The sequence below is a fragment of the Solwaraspora sp. WMMA2056 genome (assembly GCF_030345095.1).
GTDB lineage: Bacteria > Actinomycetota > Actinomycetes > Mycobacteriales > Micromonosporaceae > Micromonospora_E.
This window is the reverse complement of sequence record NZ_CP128360.1, coordinates 1,321,678-1,345,630: the sequence shown is the minus strand read 5'-3', so window position 1 is coordinate 1,345,630 and position 23,953 is coordinate 1,321,678. Positions and strand designations below refer to the sequence as shown.

Here is a 23,953-nt window from a genome sequence, read left to right as displayed (position 1 = left end):
TCACACCTCCTTGTCGTCGGCGGCGGGACCGACCTGGGCCGGTTCCCGTTCGGCTACCGCCCGCTTGGCCCGGGGGCTGGGCGGGACCTGCAGGTCCATCGGGGGCAGCGGGAAGCTGCCCGGCGGACGGGTGTCGACCTGCTCCTGCAGGGTCGGCGTCGGCTGTTGCCTGCGGCTCGGCCAGAAGATCACCACGGCCAGCAGGATCGCGACCGGGATGCCGATCGCGACCAGCCGGTCGTTGCGCTCCCAGCCGCTGGTCACCCGGATACCGCCGAGCGCCAGGATCCAGAGCAGGTTGATCGGCAGCAGTACCTTCCAGCCGAACCGCATGAACTGGTCGTAGCGCAACCGGGGCAGGGTGCCGCGCAGCCAGACGAAGACGAACACCAGCGCGATGACCTTGCCCATGAACCAGAGCATCGGCCACCAGCCGGAGTTGGCCCCGTCCCAGATGCTGATCGGCCAGGGTGCCCGCCAGCCGCCGAGGAACAGCGTCACCGTCACCGCCGACATGGTCACCATGGCGACGTACTCGGAGAGCATGAACAGCGCGAACTTCAGCGAGCTGTACTCGGTCATGTAGCCGGCGACCAGCTCGGACTCGGCCTCGGGCAGGTCGAACGGTGCCCGGTTGGTCTCGGCGACCGCCGCGATGAAGAAGATGATGAAGCTGGGCAGCAGCAGGATCGCGTACCAGCCCGGCGCGTACAGGTCGAAGCCAGCGATCGAGGTGACCCGGTCACCGCCCGACTGGGCGGCGACGATGCCGCTGGTCGACATCGTGCCGGCGGTCATGAACACGCCGACCACCGACAGCCCGAGTGCGATCTCGTAGGAGATCACCTGCGCCGTCGAGCGCAGGCCGCCGAGCAGCGGGTACGTCGACCCGGACGCCCAGCCGCCGAGCACCAGGCCGTACACGCCCATCGACGAGCAGGCCAGCAGCACCAGCACCGCCACCGGCACGTCGGTTACCTGCAGCGGGGTCCGGGTGCCGAAGATGCTCACCATCGGCCCGAACGGGATCACCGACAGCGCGGTCACCGCGCAGATCACCGAGATCGTCGGGGCGAAGAAGTAGACCACCTTGTCGGAGGCCTTCGGCAGGATGTCCTCCTTGAAGGCCATCTTCAGGCCGTCCGCCAGGGTCTGCAGCAGACCGAACGGACCGGCCTGGTTCGGGCCGGGCCGCACCTGCATCCGGCCGACGACCCGCCGCTCGAACCAGACGCCGAGCAGCGTGCCGACCAGGCCGAACACGAAGGCGAAGACCACCTTGATCAGGATCAGCCACCACGGGTCCAGCCCGAAGTCGGCCAGGGTGGGATCCTGTGCCACTGGGTTCACCGCAGACCCCCTACGTTGAGGTTCGTCGCGCCGTTGCCGCCGACCGCACCACCGGCGGCCGTGCTGTCGCCGGTCGGGCCGGCGGCCGCGCCGACCCGGACCACCGCTCCGCCGGCCACGCCGAGGCTGCGGCGCACGGTGGAGCCGGGCGAGTTCGTCGGCAGCCAGACCACCCCGTCGGGCAGCCCGTCGGTGACCGCCGCCGGCAGGGTGACCGCGCCCCGGTCGGTGCCGACGGTGACCGGGTCGCCGTCGGCGACGTCGAGCGCGCCGGCCAGCGCCTTGCCGAGCCGGACCACCGGCCGCCGCGCCGTGCCACCCAGGTGGGTGTCGCCGTCGGTGAGGGTGCCGAGGTCGATCAGGTGGTGCCAGGTGGCCAGGACCGCTTCGCCGGCTCCCGGTGCCGCCACCGCGACCGGGTCGACCAGCGGCAGACCGGGCCGCTGGGCCTTGGTAGCCGGCAGCGCGCCAAGCTCCCGGCGGATCAGGTTGACCTCGCCGGTGCCGAGGGTGACGCCGAGTTGGGCGGCGAGCGCGTCGAGCACCCGCGCGTCGGGCATCGCGGTCGTCTCCAGCACCACCCCGAAGGTGCGCAGCCGGCCTTCCCAGTCGACGAAGCTGCCGGCCTTCTCCACCACCGGGGCGACCGGGAAGACCACGTCGGCGCGGCGGGTCACCGCGCTGTGCCGGATCTCCAGGCTGACCAGGAACGGCACCTCGTCCAGGGCCTGCTCGGCCAGCCGCGGATCGGTCAGGTCGGCCGGGTCGACGCCGGCGACGACCAGCGCGCCGATCTTGCCGGCGGCGGTCGCCGCGACGATCGCGTCGACGTCGCGGCCCGGCTCGGCCGGGATGATCCCGGCCCCGATGTCCCAGGCTCCAGTGAGCTCGGCGCGGGCCGCCGCGTCGGCGACCGGGCGGCCACCGGGCAGCAGGTTCGGCAGGCAGCCGGCGTCGACCGCGCCCCGGTCACCGGCCCGGCGGGGCACCCAGGCAAGCTTCGCGCCGGCCCGGTCGGCGACCGCGCCGGCGGCCGACAACCCGCCGGGTACGCCGGCCAGCCGCTCGCCGACGATCAGGATCGCGCCGGAGCGGGCGAGTGCCTCGGTGACCGTGGCATCCTCGGTGAGCAGCCGCGCCTCGTCGCCGGGCACGGTCGGCACCAGCGTGGCGCCGAGCTTCTCCAGGCCCCGGCTCAGGTACGGCGCGAGCGCCACCACCCGCAGGCCCTTCTTGGTGTACGCCTTACGCAGCCGCAGGAAGAGGATCGGGCACTCCTCCTCCGGTTCCAGCCCGGCGAGCACCACCACCGGGGCCTGCTCGACGTCGGCGTAGGTCACCTCGGCGCTGCCGGCGACCCGGGCGGCCAGGAACTCGGCCTCCTCGGTGGAGCCGGCGGCACCGGCGATCGGCCGGGCCCGGAAGTCGATGTCGTTGGTACGCAGCGCCACCCGGGCGAACTTCGCGTAGGCGTAGGCGTCCTCGACGGTGAGCCGGCCGCCGGTGAGCACCCCGACGCCGTACGCGCCGTCGCGGGCCTTGCGCAGCCCGTCGGCGGCGACCGCCAGGGCCTCGCTCCAGGACGCTTCGCGCAGCTCACCGCTGTCGGCGTCGCGCACCAGCGGGGTGGTCAGCCGGTCGGTGGCGGTGGCGTAGCGGAAACCCCACCGGCCCTTGTCGCAGTTCCATTCCTCGTTGACGGCCGGGTCGTCGCCGGCCAGCCGGCGCATCACCTTGCCGCGCCGGTGGTCGGTGCGCTGGGCGCAGCCGGCCGAGCAGTGCTCGCAGACGCTCGGCGTGGACACCAGGTCGAACGGGCGGGCCCGGAACCGGTACTGGGCGCCGGTGAGGGCGCCGACCGGGCAGATCTGCACGGTGTTGCCGGAGAAGTAGGAGTTGAACGGCTCGTCGCCGGCACCGGCCTCGCCGTCGACCGCCGGGTCGGCGCCGAACGCCTCGTCGCGGTAGACGTTGATCTGCTCGCCGGAGGAGCGGTCCATCAGGTCGATGAACGTGTCACCGGCGATCTCCTCGGAGAACCGGGTGCAGCGTTGGCACAGTACGCAGCGTTCCCGGTCCAGCAGCACCTGGCTGGAGATCTCGACCGGCTTGGGGTACTCCCGCTTGTGCTCGTGGAAGCGGGAGTCCGGCCGACCGGTGGACATCGCCTGGTTCTGCAGCGGGCACTCACCGCCCTTGTCGCACATCGGGCAGTCCAGCGGGTGGTTGACCAGCAGCAGCTCCATGACCCCCTGCTGGGCCTTCTTGGCCACGTCGGAGGTGAGCTGGGTGCGGACCACCATGCCCTCGGCGACGGTCTGGGTGCACGAGGCGACCGGCTTGCGCTGGCCCTCGACGTCGACCAGACACTGCCGGCAGGCACCGGCCGGGGCGAGCAGCGGGTGGTCACAGAACCTGGGGATCTCGATGCCCAGCTTCTCGGCCACCCGGATCAGCAGCGCCCCCTTGGGCGCGGTGACCTCGACGCCGTCGATGGTCAACGTCACCGTCTCGGTGGTCTTGGCTACGTCGCTCATCAGTGCGCACCTACCAATGCTTTCTCCGACAGCTTCGGCGCCGTGCGGCCCTCGATGTAGTCGAGGTAGTCCTGCTTGAAGTACTTCAGCGAGGAGGTCACCGAGCTGGTCGCACCGTCACCGAGGCCGCAGAACGACCGGCCGAGGATGTTGTCGCAGGTGTCGAGCAGGGTGTCGAGGTCCTCGTGGGTGCCCTGACCGGCCAGGATCCGCCGGTAGACCCGCACCATCCAGTAGTTGCCCTCGCGGCACGGGGTGCACTTGCCGCACGACTCGTGGTGGTAGAACTCCAGCCACCGGTAGGTCGCGTACACCGGGCAGTCCTGGTCGGAGAAGATCTGGGTGGCGGTGGTGCCGAGGATCGACCCGGCCGCGGCCACCCCTTCGAAGTCGAGTGGCACGTCCAGGTGCTCGGCGGTCAGCAGCGGGGTGGACGACCCACCGGGGGTCCAGAACCGCAGCTCGTGCCCGGGTTGCATGCCGCCGGCCAGCTCGATCAGCTCGCGCAGGGTGATGCCCATCGAGCACTCGTACTGGCCGGGGTTGGCGATCCGGCCGGAGAGCGAGTAGATCATCGGGCCGGACGACTTCTCCGTACCCATGGACTTCCACCAGTTGGCGCCGCCGAGCACGATGTACGGCACGCTGGCGATGGTGCCGACGTTGTTGACCACGGTCGGGCAGGCGTACAGGCCGTGGGTGGCCGGGAACGGTGGCCGCAACCGGGGCTGGCCCCGGAAACCTTCGAGGGAGTCCAGCAGCGCGGTCTCCTCGCCGCAGATGTACGCGCCGGCACCGCTGTGTACCACCAGGTCCAGGTCGAAGCCGGAGCCGAGGATGTCGGTGCCGAGGTAGCCGGCCCGGTACGCCTCGTCGACGGCGTTACGCAGCCGCCGGGCGGCGTGCACCGCCTCGCCCCGGATGTAGATGAAGGCGCGGCTGGCCCGGATCGCGTACGAGGCGATGATGACGCCTTCGACCAGCGAGTGCGGGTCGTACATCATCAGCGGGAGGTCCTTGCAGGTGCCCGGCTCGCCCTCGTCGGCGTTGACCACCAGGTAGTGCGGCTTGCCGTCGCCCTGCGGGATGAAGCCCCACTTCAGCCCGGTGGGGAACCCGGCCCCGCCGCGACCACGCAGCCCGGAGTCCTTGATCAGTTTGATCAGGTCGTCCGGGTGCACCGGGTCACTGGCGCGGCCCCGGCCGCTCGGCGTACCGGCGAGCACCTTGCGCAGGGCCGCGTAGCCGTCGAGCTGCTCGTAGACGTCGATCTTCCAGGCGTCCGGCGACAGCCAGCGCTTGGTCAGCACCGGCGTCAGCTTCTCCAGGGTCTCCCGTCGCGGCTCGGTCATGCCGTGCCCTCCTCGCTGCGCGCGTCCCGCAGCGCCTCACGCTGCGGCTGCGGGCTGTCACCGGCCGGTTTGGCGTCGCCGGCCGGCGGGTTGGCGGCGGTGCCGGCCGCCTCGGCGGCCTCGGCGTCGCTGTCCGGCTCGGCCCGGTCGGCCGGCACGGTGGTGCCGGGCGCGTCCGGCGCCGGCGTCTTCGCGTCCGGCGCGCGGGTCTCGGCGGCCCGGATCTCCGGCGACTTGGCCTGCGGGGCCTTGACGTCCGGAGCGGTGCTGCCGGTCGCGGCCGGTGCCGGCCGGCTGGCCGCTGGCTCCGGCGCGTCGCCGGTGATCGGGGTGTTCGGGTCGAAGCCGGCGACGGCGATGCCGTGCTGCTGGGCCAGCCGCAGCCCGCGCAGGGTGGCGTCGCCGGCCGGTCCGTCGGCGACCGCACCCTCGCGGGTGTCGGAGAAGCCGGCGAGCTGCAGCGACATCTCCTTCAGGGTGCACAGCCGGGCACCCCGGGTGGGGGTCGGCCGGCCGCCGGCGCGCAACTCCTCGACGACCCCGAGCGCGATGTCCGGGTCGACCTTGTCGAAGAAGTCGTAGTTGACCGTCATCACCGGGCCGTAGTCGCAGGCGGCCAGGCATTCGGCGTGTTCCAGGGTGACCGTGCCGTCGGCGGTGGTCTCCTCGTGCCCGACACCGAGGTGCTCGCTGAGCGCGTCGTAGACCCGCTGCCCGCCGAGCACGTCGCACATGGTGTTGGTGCAGACGCTGACCAGCCAGTCACCGGTGGGCCGGCGCTTGTACATCGTGTAGAAGGTGGCGACCGCGCTGACCTGGGCCTTGTTGATCCCCAGCTGCTCGGCGCAGAACTCGACGCCGGCCGGCGAGACGTAGCCGTCCTCGGACTGCACCAGGTGCAGCAGCGGCAGCAGCGCCGAGCGGGACCGGTCCGCCGGATACCGGGCGATGATTTCCCGGGCCCGGTCGTGCGTTTCCTGACTGAAGCCCATCAGCGGTCACACCCACCCATCACGGGGTCCAACGAGGCGCCCCCGGCGATCACGTCGGCGAGCAGCCCGCCTTCGGCCATGGCCGGGATCGCCTGAAGGTTGACGAAGCTCGGTTCGCGGTAGTGCACCCGGTACGGGCGGGTCCCGCCGTCGGAGACGGCGTGTACGCCCAGCTCGCCCCGGGGTGACTCGATGCCGACGTACACCTGGCCGGGTGGCACCCGGAAGCCCTCGGTCACCAGCTTGAAGTGGTGGATCAGCGACTCCATCGACTGACCCATGATCTTGGCGACGTGCTCCAGCGAGTTGCCCATGCCGTCGACGCCGATGGCCAGCTGCGCCGGCCAGGCGATCTTCTTGTCGGCCACCATGATCGGGCCGGGCTCGAGCCGGTCCAGCGCCTGCTCGACGATCTTCAGCGACTCCCGCATCTCGGCCATCCGGACCAGGTAGCGGCCCCAGACGTCGGCGGTCGGCGTGGTCGGTACGTCGAACTCGTAGTTCTCGTAGCCGCAGTACGGCATGGTCTTGCGCAGGTCCCAGGCGAGCCCGGCCGAGCGCAGCACCGGACCGGTGATGCCCAGCGCCAGGCAGCCGGTGACGTCGAGCACCGCGACGTTCTGCGTCCGCTCCAGCCAGATCGGCTGCCCGGAGAGCAGGTCCTCGTACTCCTTGAGCCGCTTCGGCATCATCTTCAGGAACTCGCGGATCTTGGTGATCGCCTCGTCCGGGATGTCCTGGGCGACCCCGCCGGGACGGACGTAGGCCATGTTCATCCGCAGCCCGGAGACCAGTTCGAAGATCTCCAGGATGTACTCGCGTTCCCGGAAGCAGTACAGCATGATCGAGATCGCGCCGAGCTCCAGACCGGTGGTGCCCAGCCAGATCAGGTGCGAGGAGATCCGGTTGAGCTCCATCATCAGCACCCGGATGGTGTTCGCCCGGTCGGTGATGTCGTCGGTGATCCCCAGCAGCTTCTCGACCGCGAGGCTGTACGCCGTCTCGTTGAAGATCGGCGCCAGGTAGTCCATCCGGGTGACGAAGGTGGTGCCCTGCACCCAGTTGCGGTACTCGAGGTTCTTCTCGATCCCGGTGTGCAGGTAGCCGACGACCGTCCGGGCCTCCCGGACCGTCTCACCCTCCAGCTCCAGCACCAGGCGCAGTACGCCGTGGGTGGACGGGTGCTGCGGACCCATGTTGACGATGATCCGCTCGTCGGTGAGCGGGTCGGTGCCGCCGACCACGGTGTCCCAGTCCCCACCGGTGACGGTGAAGACCTTGCCCTCGTCGGTGTCGCGCTCGGTTGCGTATCCGGCGGTCATTGGTAGCTCCTCCGCTTGTCCGGCGGTGGGATCTCGGCGCCCTTGTACTCCACCGGGACACCGCCCAGCGGGTAGTCCTTGCGCTGCGGGTGGCCCTCCCAGTCGTCCGGCATCAGGATCCGGGTCAGCGCCGGGTGGCCGTCGAAGACCACCCCGAACATGTCGTACGTCTCCCGCTCCTGCCAGTCGGCGGTCGGGTAGACGGCGGTGACGCTGGGCAGGTGCGGGTCCTCGGCGCTGACCGCCGCTTCCAGCCGGACCCGACGGCGGTACGTCATCGAGGTCAGCTGGTAGACGACGTGCAGTCGACGCTCGTCGGCACCGAGGTAGTCCACTCCGGAGACGGAGGAGCAGAGCTCGAAACGCAGCGACTCGTCGTCGCGCATCACCCGGCACACCTCGGCGATGCGCTCCGGCTTGATGTGCAGGGTCAGCTCGCCCCGGTCGACGACGACCTTCTCGATCGCGTCGGCGAACGCCGGGTAGGCCTCCTCCAGCGCGTCGCAGACCTCGTCGAAGTAGCCGCCGTACGGCCGCTCGCTGCCGGCCACGGAGGCCCGGCGGCGGACCAGACCGCCGAAGCCGGAGGTGTCGCCGGAACCCTGGATGCCGAACATGCCACGCCCGGCCGGACTTGCCGGCGGGTACTCGGCCGGCGCGCCGCTGGTCGCCCCGACCGGCGGCGCGGCGGCGGGTACGCCGCCACCGGGCTGCTCGCTCGGCGCGTTGGTCGGCCCCGTCACTGGATCGTCCTTTCGCTGGTCGACGCGGACATCACTTCAGCCGCTCCCGGACGTGCAGGTGGTTCTCGGCTTTCATCCAGTTCTCGATCCGCAGCTGCTCCTCGCGGCCCTCGCGGACGGCCTGCTCCCACTCGGCCCGGCGGGTCTTGTCGGAGCGGTACGACGACGGCATCGACCCGGGGGCGACCACCGGCACGTCACCGCGGGCGCGGCGGGCCTCGAGCATCTTGCGGCCGTTCGGTCCGAGCGGCTCGTGGCCGATCTTCTCGCGCAGTTTCAGGACCGCGTCGATGAGCATCTCCGGACGCGGCGGGCAGCCCGGCAGGTACATGTCGACCGGCACCACGTGGTCGACGCCCTGCACGATCGCGTAGTTGTTGAACATGCCGCCGCTGGAGGCGCAGACGCCCATCGACAGCACCCAGCGCGGCTCGGCCATCTGGTCGTAGATCTGCCGCAGCACCGGGGCCATCTTCTGGCTGACCCGGCCGGCGACGATCATCAGGTCGGCCTGCCGGGGCGAGGCCCGGAAGACCTCCATGCCCCAACGCCCCATGTCGTAGTGCGGGGCACCGGCCGCCATCATCTCGATCGCGCAGCAGGCCAGCCCGAAGGTCGCCCCCCAGACCGAGGTCTTACGGGACCAGTTGACCAGCTTCTCCACCGAGGTGAGCAGTACGCCGGCGGGGAGTTTCTCCTCGATTCCCATGGTTCCTCCGTCAGTCCCAGTCGAGCCCGCCGCGCCGCCACTCGTACACGTAGGCGACCGAGACGGCGACGATGAACAGCGAGACCGCGACGTACCCGAACGCGCCGAGCGGGTCGAGCGAGACCGCCCACGGGATCAAGAAGATGATCTCGATGTCGAAGATGATGAACATCATCGCGGTCAGATAGAACTTGATCGGGATCCGACCGCCGCCGACCGGCTCCGGGCTCGGCTCGATGCCGCACTCGTACGCTTCGAGCTTCGCCCGGTTGTAGCGCAGCGGTCCGGCCAGCCGGGCGGCGGCCACCGAGAACAGCGCGAAGGCCGAGGCGAGGGCGAACACCCCGACGATGGGTATGTAAGGCGAGAGCGACATGGTCTTCTCCTGCTCGTCCTTCCCTGCCCGCGGTCAGTTTCCAGCGATCCAGCGTGTTGACTGCCCGGGTCGGGCACCCTTGCCCGCCCCGGTGGTTGCTGCGGTGGGCCGGTGCCGGCCCGGTCGTGCTCGTGGTGGCGTCACACGGCGGGAGCCACCTTGGTCATCGCGTTGATCATCCGGTCCATGGCGTCCCCACCCCGTGGATCGGTGAGGTTCGCCAGCAGTTTCAGGACGAACCGCATCAGTGTCGGATGCGGCATGCCGTGTTTGGTGGCGATCCGCATGATCTGTGGATTGCCGATCAGCTTCACGAAGATGTTGCCGAGCCGGTAGTAGCCGCCGTACCGGATCTTCAACTCGGCCGGGTACTGCGCCAGCGCCCGCTCCCGGTCGGCCCCGGCGGACCGGGCCAGTGCCTGCACCGCGACCTCGGCGGCCAGCTCACCGGACTCCATCGCGTACGCGATGCCCTCGCCGTTGAACGGGTTGACCATACCGCCGGAGTCGCCGACCAGCAGGACTCCCCGGGTGTAGTGCGGCACCCGGTTGAAGCCCATCGGCAGCGCCGCGCCGAGAATCGGACCGTCGGCGTTGGCCTCGTCGGCCAGGCCCCAGTCCGCCGGGGTGCTGCCCAGCCAGTCGGTCAGCATCCGCCGGTAGTTGGTCTTACCGAAGGCCGACGACGAGTTGAGCACACCGAGACCGACGTTGACCCGGCCGTCGCCCATGCCGAAGATCCAGCCGTAGCCGGGCAGCAGTGTGTCGCCGCCCTCACGGCTGCGCAGCTCCAGCCAGGACTCCAGGTAGTCGTCGGAGTGGCGGGGGGAGCGGTAGTAGCGGCGGACCGCGACGCCCAGCGGCCGGTCCTCCCGCTTGGCGAGCCCCATGGCCAGCGGGAACCGGCCGGAGACGCCGTCGGCGGCGACGATCAGCGGGGCCCGGAAGGTCGTCGGCTGCTTGTCCGGGCCGACCTCGGCGGTGACCCCGACCGCCCGGCCGGTGTCGTCGAGCACCGGGGCGACCACGTTGGTGCCGGTGTGCAGCAGCGCGCCGGCCTCGACCGCCCGTTTGGCCAACAGGTCGTCGAAGTCGAGCCGGGTGCGCACCAGGCCGTAGTTGGGGAAGCTGGCCAGGTCGGGCCAGTCCAGCTCGAGCCGGATCCCGCCGCCGATCACCCGTAGGCCGCGGTTGTGCAGCCAGCCGGCCTCCGGCGAGGTGTCCACCCCGAGCTTGATCAACTGCTTGACGGCACGCGGGGTGAGCCCGTCACCGCAGACCTTCTCCCGGGGGAAGCTGGTCTTCTCCAGCAGCAGCACCCGTACGCCGTGCCGGGCGAGGTGGTAGGCGGTCGCAGACCCTCCTGGACCCGCGCCGACGACGATGACGTCGGCTTCGGTGTCGCTCACAGCCACCTCCCATTCACCTCCGGGCCGCTCGTGAAATGCTTCACAAGCCGTCTCGGGGGTGAGTCTAGAACCGTTAACAGGGCGGCGATCGGTTAGGCGACCCTAACCCTGCGAGGTAGCGACCCCGTCGGGTGACCGACGACACGGAACCTCCCATCGACGGACACCGAGGAGTAACCGGACCGCGACACCACCGCCGGAAACGGGTCGGACCGGCTACGCCCGCAGCGCCCGGACCGGACCGGCTACGCCCGCGCGAGCGGGTCCGGACCGGCTACGCCCGGGTAGCCCGGTGCAGCGCCACGATGCCGCCGGTCAGGTTGCGCCACTGCACCGTCCGCCAACCCGCCGCGCCGATCCGCCCGGCCAGCGCCGCCTGGTCCGGCCACTGCCGGATGGACTCGGCCAGATAGACGTACGCCTGCGGGTTGCTCGCCACCGCGCGTGCCACGGTCGGCAACGACCGCATCAGGTAGGAAAGGTAGACGGTCCGGAAGGCCGGGTTGGTCGGCTGGGAGAACTCGCAGACCACCAGCCGCCCACCGGGTCGGGTCACCCGGGCGAACTCGGCCAACGCGGCATCGGTGTCGACCACGTTGCGCAGCGCGAAGGAGATCGTCACCGCGTCGAAGGTCGCGTCCGGGAACGGCAGGGCGAGGGCGTCACCGGCGAGCAGCGGCACCTGCGGACGGGCCCGGCGACCGGCCCGCAGCATCCCGAGCGAGATGTCCGAGCCGACCGCCCACACTCCGTCGCGGCCCAGCTCGGCGGTCGACACCCCGGTCCCCGCCCCGACGTCGAGGACCTTGTCCCCGGGGCGCAGTTCTGCCGCCGCCCGGGTGGCCCGACGCCACCGGCGGTCCTGGCCGAACGAGATCACCGTGTTGGTCAGGTCGTAACGGCCGGCCACGCCGTCGAACATCGCGGCGACCTCGGCCGGTTGTTTGTCCAGGCTGGCGCGGACGGCAGGCGGATTCTGGTTCACACCTTCGCACTCTGCCAGCTACCGGCGGCGACCGGCGGAGCGGGTCCCGACCACTCTCACCAGCATCCCCAGCAGCACCGCGACCAGGCCGAGCCCGACCAGGGTGGCGACCGACGGTCCGGTGACCGGCAGACCGTCGCCGCCGGGCGGCGCGGTCAGCACCGTGAACGTGTCCTGGTTGTCGCTGGGATCGACGTCCACGGCGGTCGCGGCCACCGCGCCGGCCGGCAGGGTCGCCAGCGTGGCGACCGGGTCGGCCGCCGCCAGCGCCACCGGGTCGGCCACCTCGTCGATCGCCGCCGTGACGACGCCGCCGGCAAGCACCGCCGGGGCCGGGGCACCCGCCCCGACCTGGACCGGGTGGGTGAAGACCACCGCCGAACCGGTCTGCGCCGACCTCGTGGCCAGGACGAGCTCGGGGTACGCGCAGGTGGCCTCGGCCCGGTCGGCCGCATACCGGCAGCCCGGCAGGGTCTCGGCGAAGGTCACGTGCTCGGGCAGGCGCACAGTGAGCGTGATTCCGGTCACCGGCACCGTGCCGACGTTGCCCACCTCGTACCGCAGCGCGGTGGTGTCGCCCGGCGCCACCGTCGCCGCCGGGTCGTCGGGCAGGTACGGCACGTCCCATGCCCGTACGTACACGTCGGTGACCGGCTGCCCGGCGATGCTCACCGGCGCCTGCGTGCTGTCGTTGGCCGGGTCGGGGTCGCGACCGTCGTGGCGCACCGTCGCCCGGAGCACACCGATCCGCATGCCGGCACCGATCCACGGCCGGATCCGGGTCTCGAGCCGGATCGAGCGCCCGGCCGGCAGGTCGTCCAACGCGCACTCGCCGGCCACCGGGATGTCGTAGCCCCGGTTGGGGAAGTCCGGGTCCGGCGACGGCGGATCGTAGGGCGGCATCGTCCCGGGCAGGGTGTCACAGAAGTAGATGGTGCCGGCGTCGACCGCTTCGCTGTCCACCCTCGACTCGCTCAGATCCAGGATGATTCCGCTGGCCGTACCGGGCCCGTGGTTGGTCACCGTGATCACCGTCGACTTGTAGCCGGGCGCGTTGATCGTGGCACCGGTGATCCGTACCGCCAGGTCAGCGTCCGGGGAGGCCGGCGCGGCGACCGGCGTGGCGACGGTTGCCGAGGGAGTCGGGTCGGCCGGGGCAGGGGCGGCAGCGGCCGGGCCGGCGACCGGACCGACGGCGACGCACATCCAGGCGGCCACGAACGCGACGGTTGCCGTACGCCGGACCGCTGGCAGTTTCCACTTCCAGCCCATGGCGACGTAGCGTAGCCATCGAATGCACTGAATGCACGCCCGACACCCGGACACACGTCGGGCGGGATGGTTGAACCATCCCGCCCGACGCGCCGTGCGTTATGTAGACGGCCCCCGCGGGCCGCTGGAGTACCCTTCCGGCAACCCGCCCTGGGGGACGTGACCAGCACCGACAGGGGGTGTCGGCGCGGCGTGGGTGGCTGCCGGAACGTTGTTGACGGCGACGTTAGCGGCCGGCCCGCAGCTTCGCGCGCCTCGTGATCAACACGTTATGGCCCTCTGACCTAAGGTGCGCGCACCCTCCGCCGCATCGACAGCGGTACGCACCACAACCGGCCGAGCGTGATCGCCGTACCGATGAAGTCGACTCGTCCGGTCGGTCACCAGGCTCCCCCGATCAGGGGAGAGCGGGCCGCTCAGCGGGCCGATGCCCCGGCGGTGGGCGGTGCCCGTCAGTGGGCGTCGACCAGCGGAAGATCCCGGCGGGCGCCACCACCGGGCAGAGCGATCGACGAGAAGTGCGACACCACCCGGTCGTCGGTCGGGTCGTCCGCCGGGGTGTGGTGCACAGCGAGGTGGCGGTACTCGGTGTCGCGCTGCGCCGGGATCCGGCCGGCCGACCGGATCATCCAGATCAGCTCGTGCAGGTTCGACCGGTGCCGGGCACCGGCGGAGGAGATCACGTTCTCCTCCAGCATGATCGAACCCAGGTCGTCGACGCCCATGTGCAGGGCCAGCTGCCCGACGTCCTTGCCGGTGGTCAACCAGGAAGCCTGCAGGTGCGCGACCTGGTCGAAGAAGAGCCGCGACACCGCGATCATGCGCAGGTATTCCAGGGTCGTCGCCTGGGTACGGCCCTTCAGGTGGTTGTTCTCCGGCTGGTACGTCCACGGGATGAACGCCCGGAAGCCACCGGTGGAGTCCTGCACGTCCCGGATCATCCGCAGGTGCTCGATCCGCTCGGCGTTGGTCTCCCCGGTGCCCATCATCATCGTCGCGGTCGACTCGATGCCGTGCCGGTGCGCCAACTCCATCACCTCGAGCCAGCGCGCACCGGACTCCTTGAGCGGCGCGATAGCCCGACGCGGCCGGTCCGGCAGCATTTCGGCGCCGGCCCCGGCGATCGAATCCAGACCCGCCGCCTTGATCCGGGCAATCGCCTCGTCCAGGGTGACACCGGATACTCTGGCCATGTGCAGAATCTCGCTCGGGCCGATCGAGTGGATCACCAACTGGGGGAACGCGGACTTCACCGCGCCGAACAGTTCCTCGTAGTACTCGACACCGAAGTCAGGGTGATGCCCGCCCTGCAGCATCACCTGGGTCGCGCCGAGCTCGACCGCTTCACCACAGCGACGCAGGATCTCCTCGGTCGGGTGGGCCCAGCCTTCGGCATGCTTGGGAGCGCGGAAGAATGCGCAGAACCGGCACGCCGTGACGCAGACGTTGGTGTAATTGATGTTGCGATCGATCAGATAGGTCACGACGTTGTCCGGGTACCGGCGGCGGCGTACCGCGTCGGCGGCCTCACCGAGGGCGTGGAAGGGCGCATCGGTGTAGATCAGCAGCGCCTCCTCCGGAGTGATCCGGCCACCGTCGGCGCCACGCTGCAGGATGCTGTCGATCTCCCGGCTGGTAGTCACGCATGAAGCGTACTGCCCGGGTGCAGGAGAGGCAGAGCCACCGGATGACCCTGCTCCGTCGGCACCTGCCCATCGTGATCCTGCTGGCCGCCGGCGTCGCGCTGCGGGTCGCCTACCTGATGGCGTACCAGCCGGCCTTCTGGTTCCATGGCGACAGCGGCGCCTACCTGTTGATGCTCGACCAGCCGCTGGAGCCGCACCCGAACCGGCCGCTCGGCTACGTCCTGCTGCTGGCCGCGTTGGAGCCGACCCGCACCCTGGCCGCCGTCGCCGGTGTCCAGCACCTGCTCAGCCTGCTGCTCGCGGTCGGCCTGTACGCCCTGCTGCTGCACCGGGGGGTCGCCCGGTGGCTGGCCACGCTGGCCGCCGTACCGGTGATCTTCGACTCCCTTGTCCTCACCATGGGCCACTACCTGCTGCCCGACCTGCTCTTCATGGTGTTGTTCGCCACTGCCGTCGGCGCGCTGCTCTGGTCGCCCCGGCCGGGCCTGGTCGCCGCGATCGTCTCCGGCGGCCTGATCGCCCTCGCCTGGGTGACCAAACCCACCGCCCTGCCGGTCGCCCTGCTACTGGCGATCTATCTGGTCGTCCGGCGGGTCGGCTGGCGTCCGGTGGTCGGCTACCTGGTCGCCTTCGCCGTGCCGTACGTCCTGGTCATGGTCTGGGTTGGTGACCGGCAGAGCGTGTACGGCGCGCAGAGCGGCACCGCCCTGTACGGCCGCGCCGCGATGATCGCCGACTGCGACCGGATCGAGCTGACCGACGAGGAACGCATCGCCTGCCCCGACCAGCAGCTCGGGCAGCGGTGGGACCGCGCCGACGCGTTCTTCTGGCGGCGGCCCGACCGGCTCGGCAACTGGGTCTACACCGACGAGGGCACCCGGGTGCTGACCAGCTTCTCCCGGTCGGTGATCCGTCAGCAGCCCGGTGACTACCTGGCGACCGTCGGCAAGGAGAGCGCCGCGCACTTCGTGCCGGGCCTGTACCTCGGACCGATGAACGACTGCCTACGGCAGCGCCTGGTGCCGCCGGCGCGGTTCCGCTCCGCCGAGGTCCGCGTCGAGGACCACTGCCCGCCCGCCCAGGCCTCCGCCGCCTACCATCCCCAGGTCGCCGAGCCGGCGGTGGCACCCCCGGCCACCACGCTCAGCCGCGCCCTGCACTGGTACGGCACCTGGACCCGGGGCATCCCGGTGGTGCTGTCGCTGGCGGTGCTGTTGACCATCGCCGCGCTGGTCGCCGGCCGCCGGGTAGCCGGCTGGATCCGGCTCGACACGGTCCTGCTGGTGCTCGCCGGGCCGGGTCTGGCCGTGTTCACCGTGGCGATCGGCATGTACGAGCCGCGCTACGCGCTTCCGGCCCTGCCGCTGGCGGCGGCGACGGTCGCGTTGGCCGCACAGGGTCTGATCCATCGGGACGCGCAGGGTGCCACGGCGACTGCCGACCAGACCGACCACGCCGACCACGCCGACCGGGAAACACGGTAAGGCGGCACGACAAGGCAGTCGGACTCCGAAAGGCAAGCGCAGTAAATCGTAGAGGAATTCACGTCCACCATATTTTGCAAATGAGCGTGACCAACTCTGGCGCGACCGGGACACCGCAACTACGCTGGGCCGCGACTCCGGGACCGGCTCGCCCGCCGGTGCCCGGTCGTCCGGCAGCGCCCCCGATGTCGATGGAGCTGATACAGATCCGCCTATCTCGATTCAGCCGACACCGCGACAGTTAGAAACTGTCGCGGGTTCCACGATCCGCGTGAAATTGTTTCGCACCACGACGTCGAATGCCGCCGGGTGCGACGGATCATGCTGCCCGGATTCCCCCATCTCACCCGCTCATCTCCAAGGAGACAATCGATGTCTGCTGCTTCCCTGCCGCGCACCGGCACCAGCGCCGCGGTCACCATCGGCGGAATTGGCGGTATCGGCCAGTTGAGCCTTCCGCTGCCGGCGGCCCTGGTCACCGCCGCAGTCACCATGATCGTCATTGGTGCGTTGCTCGTCCGGCTGTCCTTCCGTCCGGGTCGCCCCGCGTCGAACCGGTGACCGCGACCCTCGTACCGGGGCGCACCTACGCCGCCGCCGCTGCCCTGCTGGCAGCGGTGGCGGTGTGGGCCGCCCATCACGCGCTCGCCGCGTTCGGCCTGCTCACCCACGGTTCCGGGCACCGTTTCACCGCGATCTACGTGCTCATGTACGGCCTGCTGGTGTGGCAGTTGGGGTTCGCCTACCTCAATCAGCCGTACCGGGTCGGCCGCGCCGGGCGGCGGGCCCTCGACGCGCTCGACGTGGCGGCCCTCGTCCCGGTGTACAACGAGGACCCGACGGCGCTGCGCGCCTGCCTGGAATCGATGATCGGGCAACGCCGACGGCCCCGGACGATCGTCGTCGTCGACGACGGCTCCACCACCGGTGCGGACGCCTACGCCGAGATCCGGGACTGGTTCGGGCCGGCCGCCACCCAGGCCGGGATCCGGCCGGTGTGGCGACGCCAGGACAACGCGGGCAAACGCCACGCCCAGGCCGCCGCCGTCGTCTCCGCACCCGACGCCGACGTCTACTGGACCGTCGACTCGGACACGATCAGCGATCCGCACGCCCTCGGCGAGCTGCTCGCGCCACTGGCCGACCCGGCGGTGCAGTCGGTCGCGGGGATCGTGATGGCCGCCAACGTCCGGTCGTCGTTGCTGACCCGCTTCACCGACCTGTGGTTCGTCACCGGGCAGCTGACCGACCGGTCCAGCCTCTCCGTCCTCAACGCCGTCTGGGTCAACTCCGGACCGATCGCGGTCTACCGCGGCCGGGTGATCCGCGACAACCTGGACAGCTACCTCAACGAGACCTTCGCCGGGCGGCGGGTGCCGTTCAGTGACGACTCGATGCTGACCCTGTTCGCCATGTTGGCGGGTCGGACCGTCCAGCAGCCCTCGGCGTTCGCCTTCGCGCTGATGCCCGAGAAGGCCGGCCATTTCCTGCGAATGTTCGTCCGCTGGATGCGGGGCTCGTTCATCCGGTCGCTGTGGCGGATGCGGTACCTGCCGCTGCGTTCGTGGGCCTACTGGCTGCACCTGATCCGGTGGGCGACGACGCTGCTGTCCACCACGCTGTTCGTGACCGTTGCGGTGGTGATCCCGATCCGGGAGCCGTCGCTGGCCGCCCTGCCCTGGCTGGTCAGCGTCCCGATCGTCATCGGGTACGCGCAGTGCCTGCGGTACCTGACGATCCGCCGGTCCGACCAGTCGACGGCGTACCAGTGGGGCACCTGGGCGCTCGCGCCGATCGCGGTGGCCTGGGCGATGCTGGTGCTGCGCGCCACCCGCTGGTACGGCGTGGCCACCTGTTGGAAGACCGGCTGGGGCACCCGTGGCACCGTCGAGGTCGCCCTGTCGGCAGCCCCGGTCCCCGGCCAGCGGGCCGGCGACGTCGAACAGGTGCCGAATCCGGATGCCGAGTTGGCGGCCCGCCGCTAGCCTGATCGGTCGTGCGGCGGGTGTCGGTGGTCGGGGTGCCAGGGTCGGGGAAGTCCACCCTGGCCACAGCGTTGGCGGCCCGGCTCGGTGTACCGCACGTCGAGCTGGACGCGCTGTTCCACCAACCGGACTGGCAGCCGACGCCGCCCGAGGAGTTCCGGGCCGCGGTGGCCGACGCGACCGCCGGCGACGGCTGGGTCGCCGACGGCAACTACTCGTCGGTGCAGGAGACGATCTGGCAGCGCGCAGACACGGTGATCTGGTACGACCTGCCCCGCTGGCAGGTGATGCGCCAGATCGTGTGGCGCACCGTGCACCGGGCGTGGAGTCGGGTCGAGCTGTGGAACGGCAACCGGGAACGCTGGACCAACCTGCTCAGCCGCGACCCGGAACACTCGATCGTCGTCTGGGCGTGGCAGCAGTACCCGCACTACCGCAGCCGCTACCAGGCCGCGCTGACCGACCCGCGCTGGAGTCACCTGCGGATCGTCCGGATCACCGCACACGCCCAGGCCCGACGACTGCTGCACGACCTGGACCGGTGAACTCCCGCGTCGAGCTGCGCCGTCAGGCGTCGTAGTCGACGGTGAGCCGGTCGGTGGTCGGGCTGGACTGACAGGTCAGCACGTAGCCGGCGGCCAGCTCGTCGGGCTCCAGGGCGTAGTTGCGGACCATCGTGACCGCGCCGTCGACCACCTTCGCGCGACAGGTGGAGCAGACCCCGCCCCGGCAGGCGTACGGCAGCTCGGAGCGGACCCGCAGCGCCGCGTCGAGCACCCGCTCCCCCGGCTGCATCCGCACCGTCGAGGCCCGTCCGTCGAGCAGCACGGTCACCTCCGCGCCGGTCGCCTCCGCGCCGGTCGCCTCGGCAGCGGCCGGTACCGGCTCGGCCGGCGTGGCGACGGTCGGCGCGTCGCCGGCGTGGAACAGCTCGCTGTGCACCGCCCCGGCCGGCACACCCCGGTCGCCGAGCACCTGCTGGGCCGCAGTCACCAGACCGTACGGTCCGCAGAGGAACCATTCGTCGATCCGGTCACCCGGCACCAGGGTGTCCAACAGCTGGCCGAAGCGGGCGGCGTCGATCCGCCCGGACAACAGCTGCGCGCCGGTGACCTCCCGGGAGAGCACGTGCACCACCTGCAGCCGCGTCGGGTACCGGTCCTTCAGGTCGGCGATCTCGTCGGCGAACATGACGGTGTGCGCCGACCGGTTGCCGAAGATCAGGGTGAACCGGCTGGCCGGCTCGGTGGCCAGTCCGGTGGCGAGCAGCGACAGCACCGGGGTGATGCCGGAGCCGCCGGCCAGCATGCCGTAGTGCCGGCTGCGCTGCGGGGCGAACCCGGTGGTGAAGTTCCCGAGCGGCGGCAGCACGTCCACGGTCGCCCCGACGGTGAGCTGACGCACCGCGTACCCGGAAAATGCGCCGCCGGGCACCTGCCGCACGCCGATCCGCAGCCGGCCGTGGTCGTCGAGCTCCGCCGGGGTGGAGCAGATCGAGTACGAGCGGCGCACGTCGGGGCCGCCGGCCGGGTCGACCAGCCGTACGGTCAGATGCTGCCCGGCGGCGAACCGGAACGTCTCGCGGACCGCCGACGGTACGGCGAAGGTGACCGCGACCGCGTCGTCGGTGAGCCGGTCGACGGCGAAGACCGGCAGCGGGTGGAACACCGGCCGCCGCCGCACCGGCCGGCTGATCGTCACCGCCATCGCGGCACCACCCCCTCGCCTGCCATCACAGGGCCTTGATCTGCTCGAACGGTTCGGTGCAGGCCTGGCACCGCCACAGCGACTTGCAGGCGGTCGCGCCGAACCGGCTGAGTTGCTCGGTCCGTGGCGACCCGCAGGCGGGGCAGCGCACGGTCAACGGCACAGGCACCGGCCCGGTGGTCACCGGATGCGGTGGGGCGATCCCGGCGGCGGCGAGCTTCTCCCGGCCGGCGGCGGAGATCCAGTCGGTGCTCCAGGCCGGGGCGAGCACGGTGGCGACCGTCGCCTCGGCGAAGCCGGCGCGGGCCAGCGCCGCCCGGATCTCGCTGCGGATCAGCTCCATCGCCGGGCACCCGGTGTAGGTCGGGGTGATGGTCACCCGGACCGCGCCGGTGCCGGCGTCGAGCTCGACGCCGCGCAGGATGCCGAGGTCGTCGATGGTGAGGACGCGGATCTCCGGGTCGACCACCGCGGCGGCCGCCGCCCGGGCAGCGCTCTCGGTGGCGCTCACCACCGCGCTCCCGGATGTGCCCGGTACACCACCTGCATCTCGGCCAGCAGGTAGGACAGGTGCTCGGTGTGCCGGCCGTGCCGGCCGCCGTCGGGTCGCCAGCCGTCGTCGGGCCGGCGCAGTGTCGCCTCGTCGAGGACCGGTCCGACCATGCCGAGCCAGCTCTCGCGCAGGTCGGCGACCCCGCCGCCGGGCGGCGGGGCGACCAGCTCGTGCGTGTACGGCCACAGCTGGTCGACCGCACGCTGCATCCGCCGGTGCGACTCCTCGGTGCCGTCGCCGAGTCGCAGCGTCCAGATCCGGGCGTGGTCGAAGTGGTACGCCGATTCCTTCGCCGCCTTGCCGGCGATCGCCGCGAGCCGGGAGTCGGGGCCGGACCGCAGCACGGCGTGGAGCTGGCTCTGGTAGGCGGCGACGAACAGCAGCTTGCCGATGGCGACCGCGAAGTCGTCGTCGGGCAGTTCGACCAGCAGGCAGTTGTGGAACTCCTGGTCGGTACGCAGATACGCCAGGGTGTCCTCGGTGATCGGGGCGTCCGCCGGGGCGGCCGGCACGGCACCGGGTGGCAGCTGCTCGGCGGCGTACGTCAGCAGCAGCCGGGCCACACCGAGCTGGTCGAGCGCGACGTTGGCGAGCGCGACGTCCTCTTCGAGCTCGGGAGCCCGGGTGCACCACCAGGTCAACCGCTGGGCGGTGATCAACGCGTCGTCGGCCCAGCAGAGCAGCTGGTCGACCGGGGTGCTGCCGCTCACAGGTGACGCACCCCGTCCGGCACCTCGTAGAAGGTCGGATGCCGGTAGACCTTGTCGGCCGCCGGGTCGAAGAAGGCGTCCTTTTCGTCCGGGCTGGAGGCGGTGATCGCCTCGGCCGGCACCACCCAGATCGAGACGCCTTCCTGGCGGCGGGTGTAGAGGTCGCGGGCGTGCCGTAGGGCCAGCACCGCGTCGGGCGCGTGCAGGCTGCCGACGTGGGTGTGGGCCAGACCGCGCCGGGGGCGGACGAAGACCTCCCACAGCGGGGTGGGGGTGGTGGCGTTGGCCTGCTCGCTCATCGGGCGCCCGCCCCGGCCGTCGCGGCGGCGGACCGGGTCGCGGTCGCGGACCGGGCGGCCTGCTTGTCGGCGTACGCCCGGGCGGCGGCGCGCACCCACCCGCCGTCGTCGTGTGCCGCCCGACGGTGGGCGAGCCGCTGCCGGTTGCAGGGGCCGTCGCCGCTGATCACCCGGTGCAGTTCGGCGTAGTCGGGGGCGGTGAAGTCGTACGCCTGACGCTGCTCGTTCCAGCGCAGGTGCGGATCCGGCAGAGTCAGGCCGAGGGACCCGATCTGCTGGACGCACATGTCGACGAAGCGTTGCCGCAGCTCGTCGTTGGAGAAACGCTTGATCTTCCAGCTCATCGACTGGGCCGAGTGGGTGGAGTCGGCGTCGGGTGGGCCGAACATCGCCAGGGACGGGTACCACCAGCGGTCGATGGCGTCCTGGGCCATCTGTCGCTGGCCAGGGGTGCCGTGGGCGAGGGTGTGCAGGATCTCGTACCCCTGACGCTGGTGGAACGACTCCTCCTTGCAGATGCGGATCATGGCGCGGGCGTACGGGCCGTACGAGCAGCGGCACAGCGGCACCTGGTTGATGATCGCGGCGCCGTCCACCAGCCAGCCGATGGCACCGACGTCGGCCCAGGTCAGCGTGGGGTAGTTGAAGATGGAGCTGTATTTCTGGCGGCCGGACAGCAGTAGGTCGACAAGTTCCTCGCGGGTCACCCCGAGGGTTTCGGCGGCGGCGTAGAGGTAGAGGCCGTGGCCCGCCTCGTCCTGGACCTTGGCCAGCAGGATCGCCTTGCGGTGCAGGCTGGGGGCCCGGCTGAGCCAGTTCCCTTCGGGCTGCATACCGATGATCTCCGAGTGCGCGTGCTGGGCGATCTGCCGGATCAGGGTGCGCCGGTAGCCGTCCGGCATCCAGTCGCGCGGCTCGATCTTCTGGTCCGCCTCGATGGTCCCGGTGAAGTACGTGGCGGGGTCGTCATGCCGCCCCGGGTCGGCAGTCGGCCCGGCCCGGTGCCGGGCTGCGGCCGCTCGCAGCTCCGCCTCGGCGGCCTCGACTTCGCCGAGGATGCCGCCCGGTGTCTCACGCATCGACTGGGGGTGATCGCCGTCCACCCGTCCAGTGTTACAACTAACCCACCCGTACGCCAAGGCCTGTAACAAAACAGTCCAGACTCCGGGCAGCATCGGACGGCAGGGAGATGCACCATCGGCGATCCCATGAGGCAACTCACCACGGACATGATTCCGATCCACCTATTGTGCCATTATTATGGAACTAATTGGACATAAACGTTCATTGTCGCCGCAATTAACCTGAACTTGAAACTCCCTCCACTGGCCGATCGAGATTCCCGACGTAAACTGCCCTGTGTCGCGTCGGGCCACACCGAGCGCGCCAGACCGGACACCCACCGTCGATCAGGACATCCGACGCAGAATCATCCACGCTCACCTCCCGGAGCAGCCCCCAATGACTTCACGCGTGACGGTCACTGTCGTGCTGGCAGCCCTGGTGGTCGGCGCAGTCCTGATGATCCCCACCGCCTCCGCCCGCCTGGTGGGCGACATGACGTCGAACGCCGACAACCAGCCGGCGACCGCGCTGACCGAGTCGACGCCGACCGCCCCCGAGTCTCCTGAGCCGCCCGCCGTACCGACGCTGCGGGCCGCACCGGTCTCCGTCCCCGTCGACGGATTCCTCTCCTGGGCACTGCTGGACCGGGCCAGCGGCGAGATCAACGGCTCGGACAACATCACCGAGACCAGCTCGACCGAGTCGATGATCAAAATCTGGATCGTCTCCGACTACCTGCGCGAACTGGGCGAGGCCGAGCCGAGCCCGGACAACCTGGCGCAGGCCGAGCTGGCCATCCGGGACAGCGACGACGACGCGACCAACCGGCTCTACTACGCCGCCGGCGGCGACATCGTGCTCGACCGGATGATCAAGATGTGCGGGTTGGCGCAGACCCGGGCGGTGATCCCGCCGGGGGAACGCAACATCTGGTGGAGCTACACCCAGATGTCCGCCCGCGACGCCGTCCTGATGGGCGAGTGTGTCCGCAACGGCACCGCCGCCGGGCCGAAATGGACCGACTGGGTGCTGAACGAGATGGCGCAGGTCCGGGGCAGCACCGCGGCGACGGACCAGCAGGCCCGCTCCGGCGGCGGCCGTTGGGGGATCGTCGACGGGCTGCCACAGAGCCTCCTCGACTCAGTCGAGGTCGGGATCAAGAACGGCTGGACCCGGATCTGGGCCGATGCCTCCTGGCACCTGAACTGCCTCGCGGTCACCGACGACTGGGTGCTCGCCGTGCTGACCCGCTACCCCGGCGAGTACGGACTCGACTACGGTGCCAACCTCTGCCGCGACGTCACCCGGCAGCTGGTCACCCCGCACGCCGGCGCGTCGATCCAGCTTCCCGCCACCGCCGCCACGCCGGCACCCCGTAGCTGACATGGCGGATCGACACCCCACCGACCGGGCCGGTGACGTCCCACACCCCCGGATCCCGGTCACGCACACCCGAC

Annotated in this window: 22 protein-coding genes; 5 read left to right on the top strand and 17 right to left on the bottom strand. The window is 70.9% G+C overall.

What is annotated here, in order from left to right:
* From nuoH to mqnC, 12 genes are all read right to left on the bottom strand, one after another.
* On the bottom strand, positions 1–1,350 hold the full coding sequence (gene nuoH / locus O7608_RS06220) for an NADH-quinone oxidoreductase subunit NuoH (protein ID WP_289209056.1): 1,350 nt from the start codon (positions 1,348–1,350) through the stop codon (positions 1–3).
* Positions 1,347–3,887, bottom strand: coding sequence for an NADH-quinone oxidoreductase subunit G (locus tag O7608_RS06215; protein ID WP_289209055.1), 2,541 nt, complete (start codon positions 3,885–3,887; stop codon positions 1,347–1,349). The genes nuoH and O7608_RS06215 overlap by 4 nt, the downstream gene beginning before the upstream one ends.
* On the bottom strand, positions 3,887–5,239 hold the full coding sequence (gene nuoF, locus O7608_RS06210; protein ID WP_289209054.1) for an NADH-quinone oxidoreductase subunit NuoF: 1,353 nt from the start codon (positions 5,237–5,239) through the stop codon (positions 3,887–3,889). The genes O7608_RS06215 and nuoF overlap by 1 nt, the downstream gene beginning before the upstream one ends.
* Positions 5,236–6,234 (bottom strand): NADH-quinone oxidoreductase subunit NuoE, encoded by a 999-nt coding sequence (gene nuoE, locus O7608_RS06205; RefSeq protein WP_289210802.1) that lies wholly within the window; start codon positions 6,232–6,234, stop codon positions 5,236–5,238. The genes nuoF and nuoE overlap by 4 nt, the downstream gene beginning before the upstream one ends.
* Complete coding sequence (locus tag O7608_RS06200) at positions 6,231–7,553, bottom strand: NADH-quinone oxidoreductase subunit D (RefSeq protein WP_289209053.1); 1,323 nt, start codon at positions 7,551–7,553, stop codon at positions 6,231–6,233. The genes nuoE and O7608_RS06200 overlap by 4 nt, the downstream gene beginning before the upstream one ends.
* Positions 7,550–8,296, bottom strand: coding sequence for an NADH-quinone oxidoreductase subunit C (locus O7608_RS06195; RefSeq protein ID WP_289209052.1), 747 nt, complete (start codon positions 8,294–8,296; stop codon positions 7,550–7,552). The genes O7608_RS06200 and O7608_RS06195 overlap by 4 nt, the downstream gene beginning before the upstream one ends.
* Positions 8,297–8,327: 31 nt before the next feature.
* A complete protein-coding gene (locus O7608_RS06190) occupies positions 8,328–9,005 on the bottom strand; it encodes a NuoB/complex I 20 kDa subunit family protein (RefSeq protein ID WP_289209051.1) in 678 nt (225 codons plus the stop codon).
* 10 nt (positions 9,006–9,015) lie between these two features.
* Positions 9,016–9,381, bottom strand: a complete 366-nt coding sequence (locus tag O7608_RS06185; protein ID WP_123607118.1) for an NADH-quinone oxidoreductase subunit A — start codon at positions 9,379–9,381, stop codon at positions 9,016–9,018.
* A 140-nt stretch (positions 9,382–9,521) separates the two neighbouring features.
* Positions 9,522–10,790, bottom strand: coding sequence for a geranylgeranyl reductase family protein (locus O7608_RS06180; RefSeq protein WP_289209050.1), 1,269 nt, complete (start codon positions 10,788–10,790; stop codon positions 9,522–9,524).
* A gap of 274 nt (positions 10,791–11,064) precedes the next feature.
* Entirely contained in the window at positions 11,065–11,775 is a 711-nt protein-coding gene (locus O7608_RS06175; RefSeq protein ID WP_289209049.1) for a demethylmenaquinone methyltransferase, read from the bottom strand.
* Positions 11,776–11,793: 18 nt separating this feature from the next.
* The gene (locus O7608_RS06170; RefSeq protein ID WP_289209048.1) at positions 11,794–13,047 is read right to left on the bottom strand and encodes a COG1361 family protein; all 1,254 of its coding nucleotides are present in this window, start codon (positions 13,045–13,047) and stop codon (positions 11,794–11,796) included.
* 452 nt (positions 13,048–13,499) lie between these two features.
* The gene (gene mqnC / locus O7608_RS06165) at positions 13,500–14,690 is read right to left on the bottom strand and encodes a cyclic dehypoxanthinyl futalosine synthase (RefSeq protein ID WP_289209047.1); all 1,191 of its coding nucleotides are present in this window, start codon (positions 14,688–14,690) and stop codon (positions 13,500–13,502) included.
* Positions 14,691–14,692: 2 nt separating this feature from the next.
* Between mqnC and O7608_RS06160 the strand changes: the two genes are divergently transcribed.
* From O7608_RS06160 to O7608_RS06145, 4 genes are all read left to right on the top strand, one after another.
* A complete protein-coding gene (locus O7608_RS06160; RefSeq protein ID WP_289209046.1) occupies positions 14,693–16,177 on the top strand; it encodes a glycosyltransferase family protein in 1,485 nt (494 codons plus the stop codon).
* A 372-nt stretch (positions 16,178–16,549) separates the two neighbouring features.
* Positions 16,550–16,738, top strand: coding sequence for a hypothetical protein (locus tag O7608_RS06155; protein ID WP_282224288.1), 189 nt, complete (start codon positions 16,550–16,552; stop codon positions 16,736–16,738).
* On the top strand, positions 16,735–18,162 hold the full coding sequence (locus O7608_RS06150; RefSeq protein WP_289209045.1) for a glycosyltransferase: 1,428 nt from the start codon (positions 16,735–16,737) through the stop codon (positions 18,160–18,162). Before O7608_RS06155 ends, O7608_RS06150 begins: the two co-directional genes overlap by 4 nt.
* Positions 18,163–18,173: 11 nt before the next feature.
* Positions 18,174–18,707 carry an AAA family ATPase gene (locus O7608_RS06145; protein ID WP_289209044.1) on the top strand — a complete coding sequence of 178 codons (534 nt, stop codon included), beginning with the start codon at positions 18,174–18,176 and terminating at the stop codon, positions 18,705–18,707.
* Positions 18,708–18,729: 22 nt separating this feature from the next.
* Here O7608_RS06145 and paaE read toward each other — a convergent pair whose 3' ends face one another.
* The 5 genes from paaE to paaA are packed head-to-tail and all read right to left on the bottom strand — an operon-like array spanning position 18,730 to position 22,510.
* A complete protein-coding gene (gene paaE / locus O7608_RS06140) occupies positions 18,730–19,869 on the bottom strand; it encodes a 1,2-phenylacetyl-CoA epoxidase subunit PaaE (RefSeq protein WP_289209043.1) in 1,140 nt (379 codons plus the stop codon).
* A 25-nt stretch (positions 19,870–19,894) separates the two neighbouring features.
* Entirely contained in the window at positions 19,895–20,380 is a 486-nt protein-coding gene (gene paaD, locus O7608_RS06135; RefSeq protein ID WP_289209042.1) for a 1,2-phenylacetyl-CoA epoxidase subunit PaaD, read from the bottom strand.
* Entirely contained in the window at positions 20,377–21,132 is a 756-nt protein-coding gene (gene paaC, locus O7608_RS06130; protein ID WP_289209041.1) for a 1,2-phenylacetyl-CoA epoxidase subunit PaaC, read from the bottom strand. The genes paaD and paaC overlap by 4 nt, the downstream gene beginning before the upstream one ends.
* Entirely contained in the window at positions 21,129–21,431 is a 303-nt protein-coding gene (paaB, locus tag O7608_RS06125) for a 1,2-phenylacetyl-CoA epoxidase subunit PaaB (protein WP_289209040.1), read from the bottom strand. The genes paaC and paaB overlap by 4 nt, the downstream gene beginning before the upstream one ends.
* A complete protein-coding gene (gene paaA / locus O7608_RS06120) occupies positions 21,428–22,510 on the bottom strand; it encodes a 1,2-phenylacetyl-CoA epoxidase subunit PaaA (RefSeq protein ID WP_289209039.1) in 1,083 nt (360 codons plus the stop codon). Before paaA ends, paaB begins: the two co-directional genes overlap by 4 nt.
* A 382-nt stretch (positions 22,511–22,892) precedes the next feature.
* On the opposite strand from paaA, the gene O7608_RS06115 reads away from it, so the two are divergent.
* Positions 22,893–23,879, top strand: coding sequence for a hypothetical protein (locus O7608_RS06115; protein WP_289209038.1), 987 nt, complete (start codon positions 22,893–22,895; stop codon positions 23,877–23,879).
* Positions 23,880–23,953: the final 74 nt, after the last annotated feature.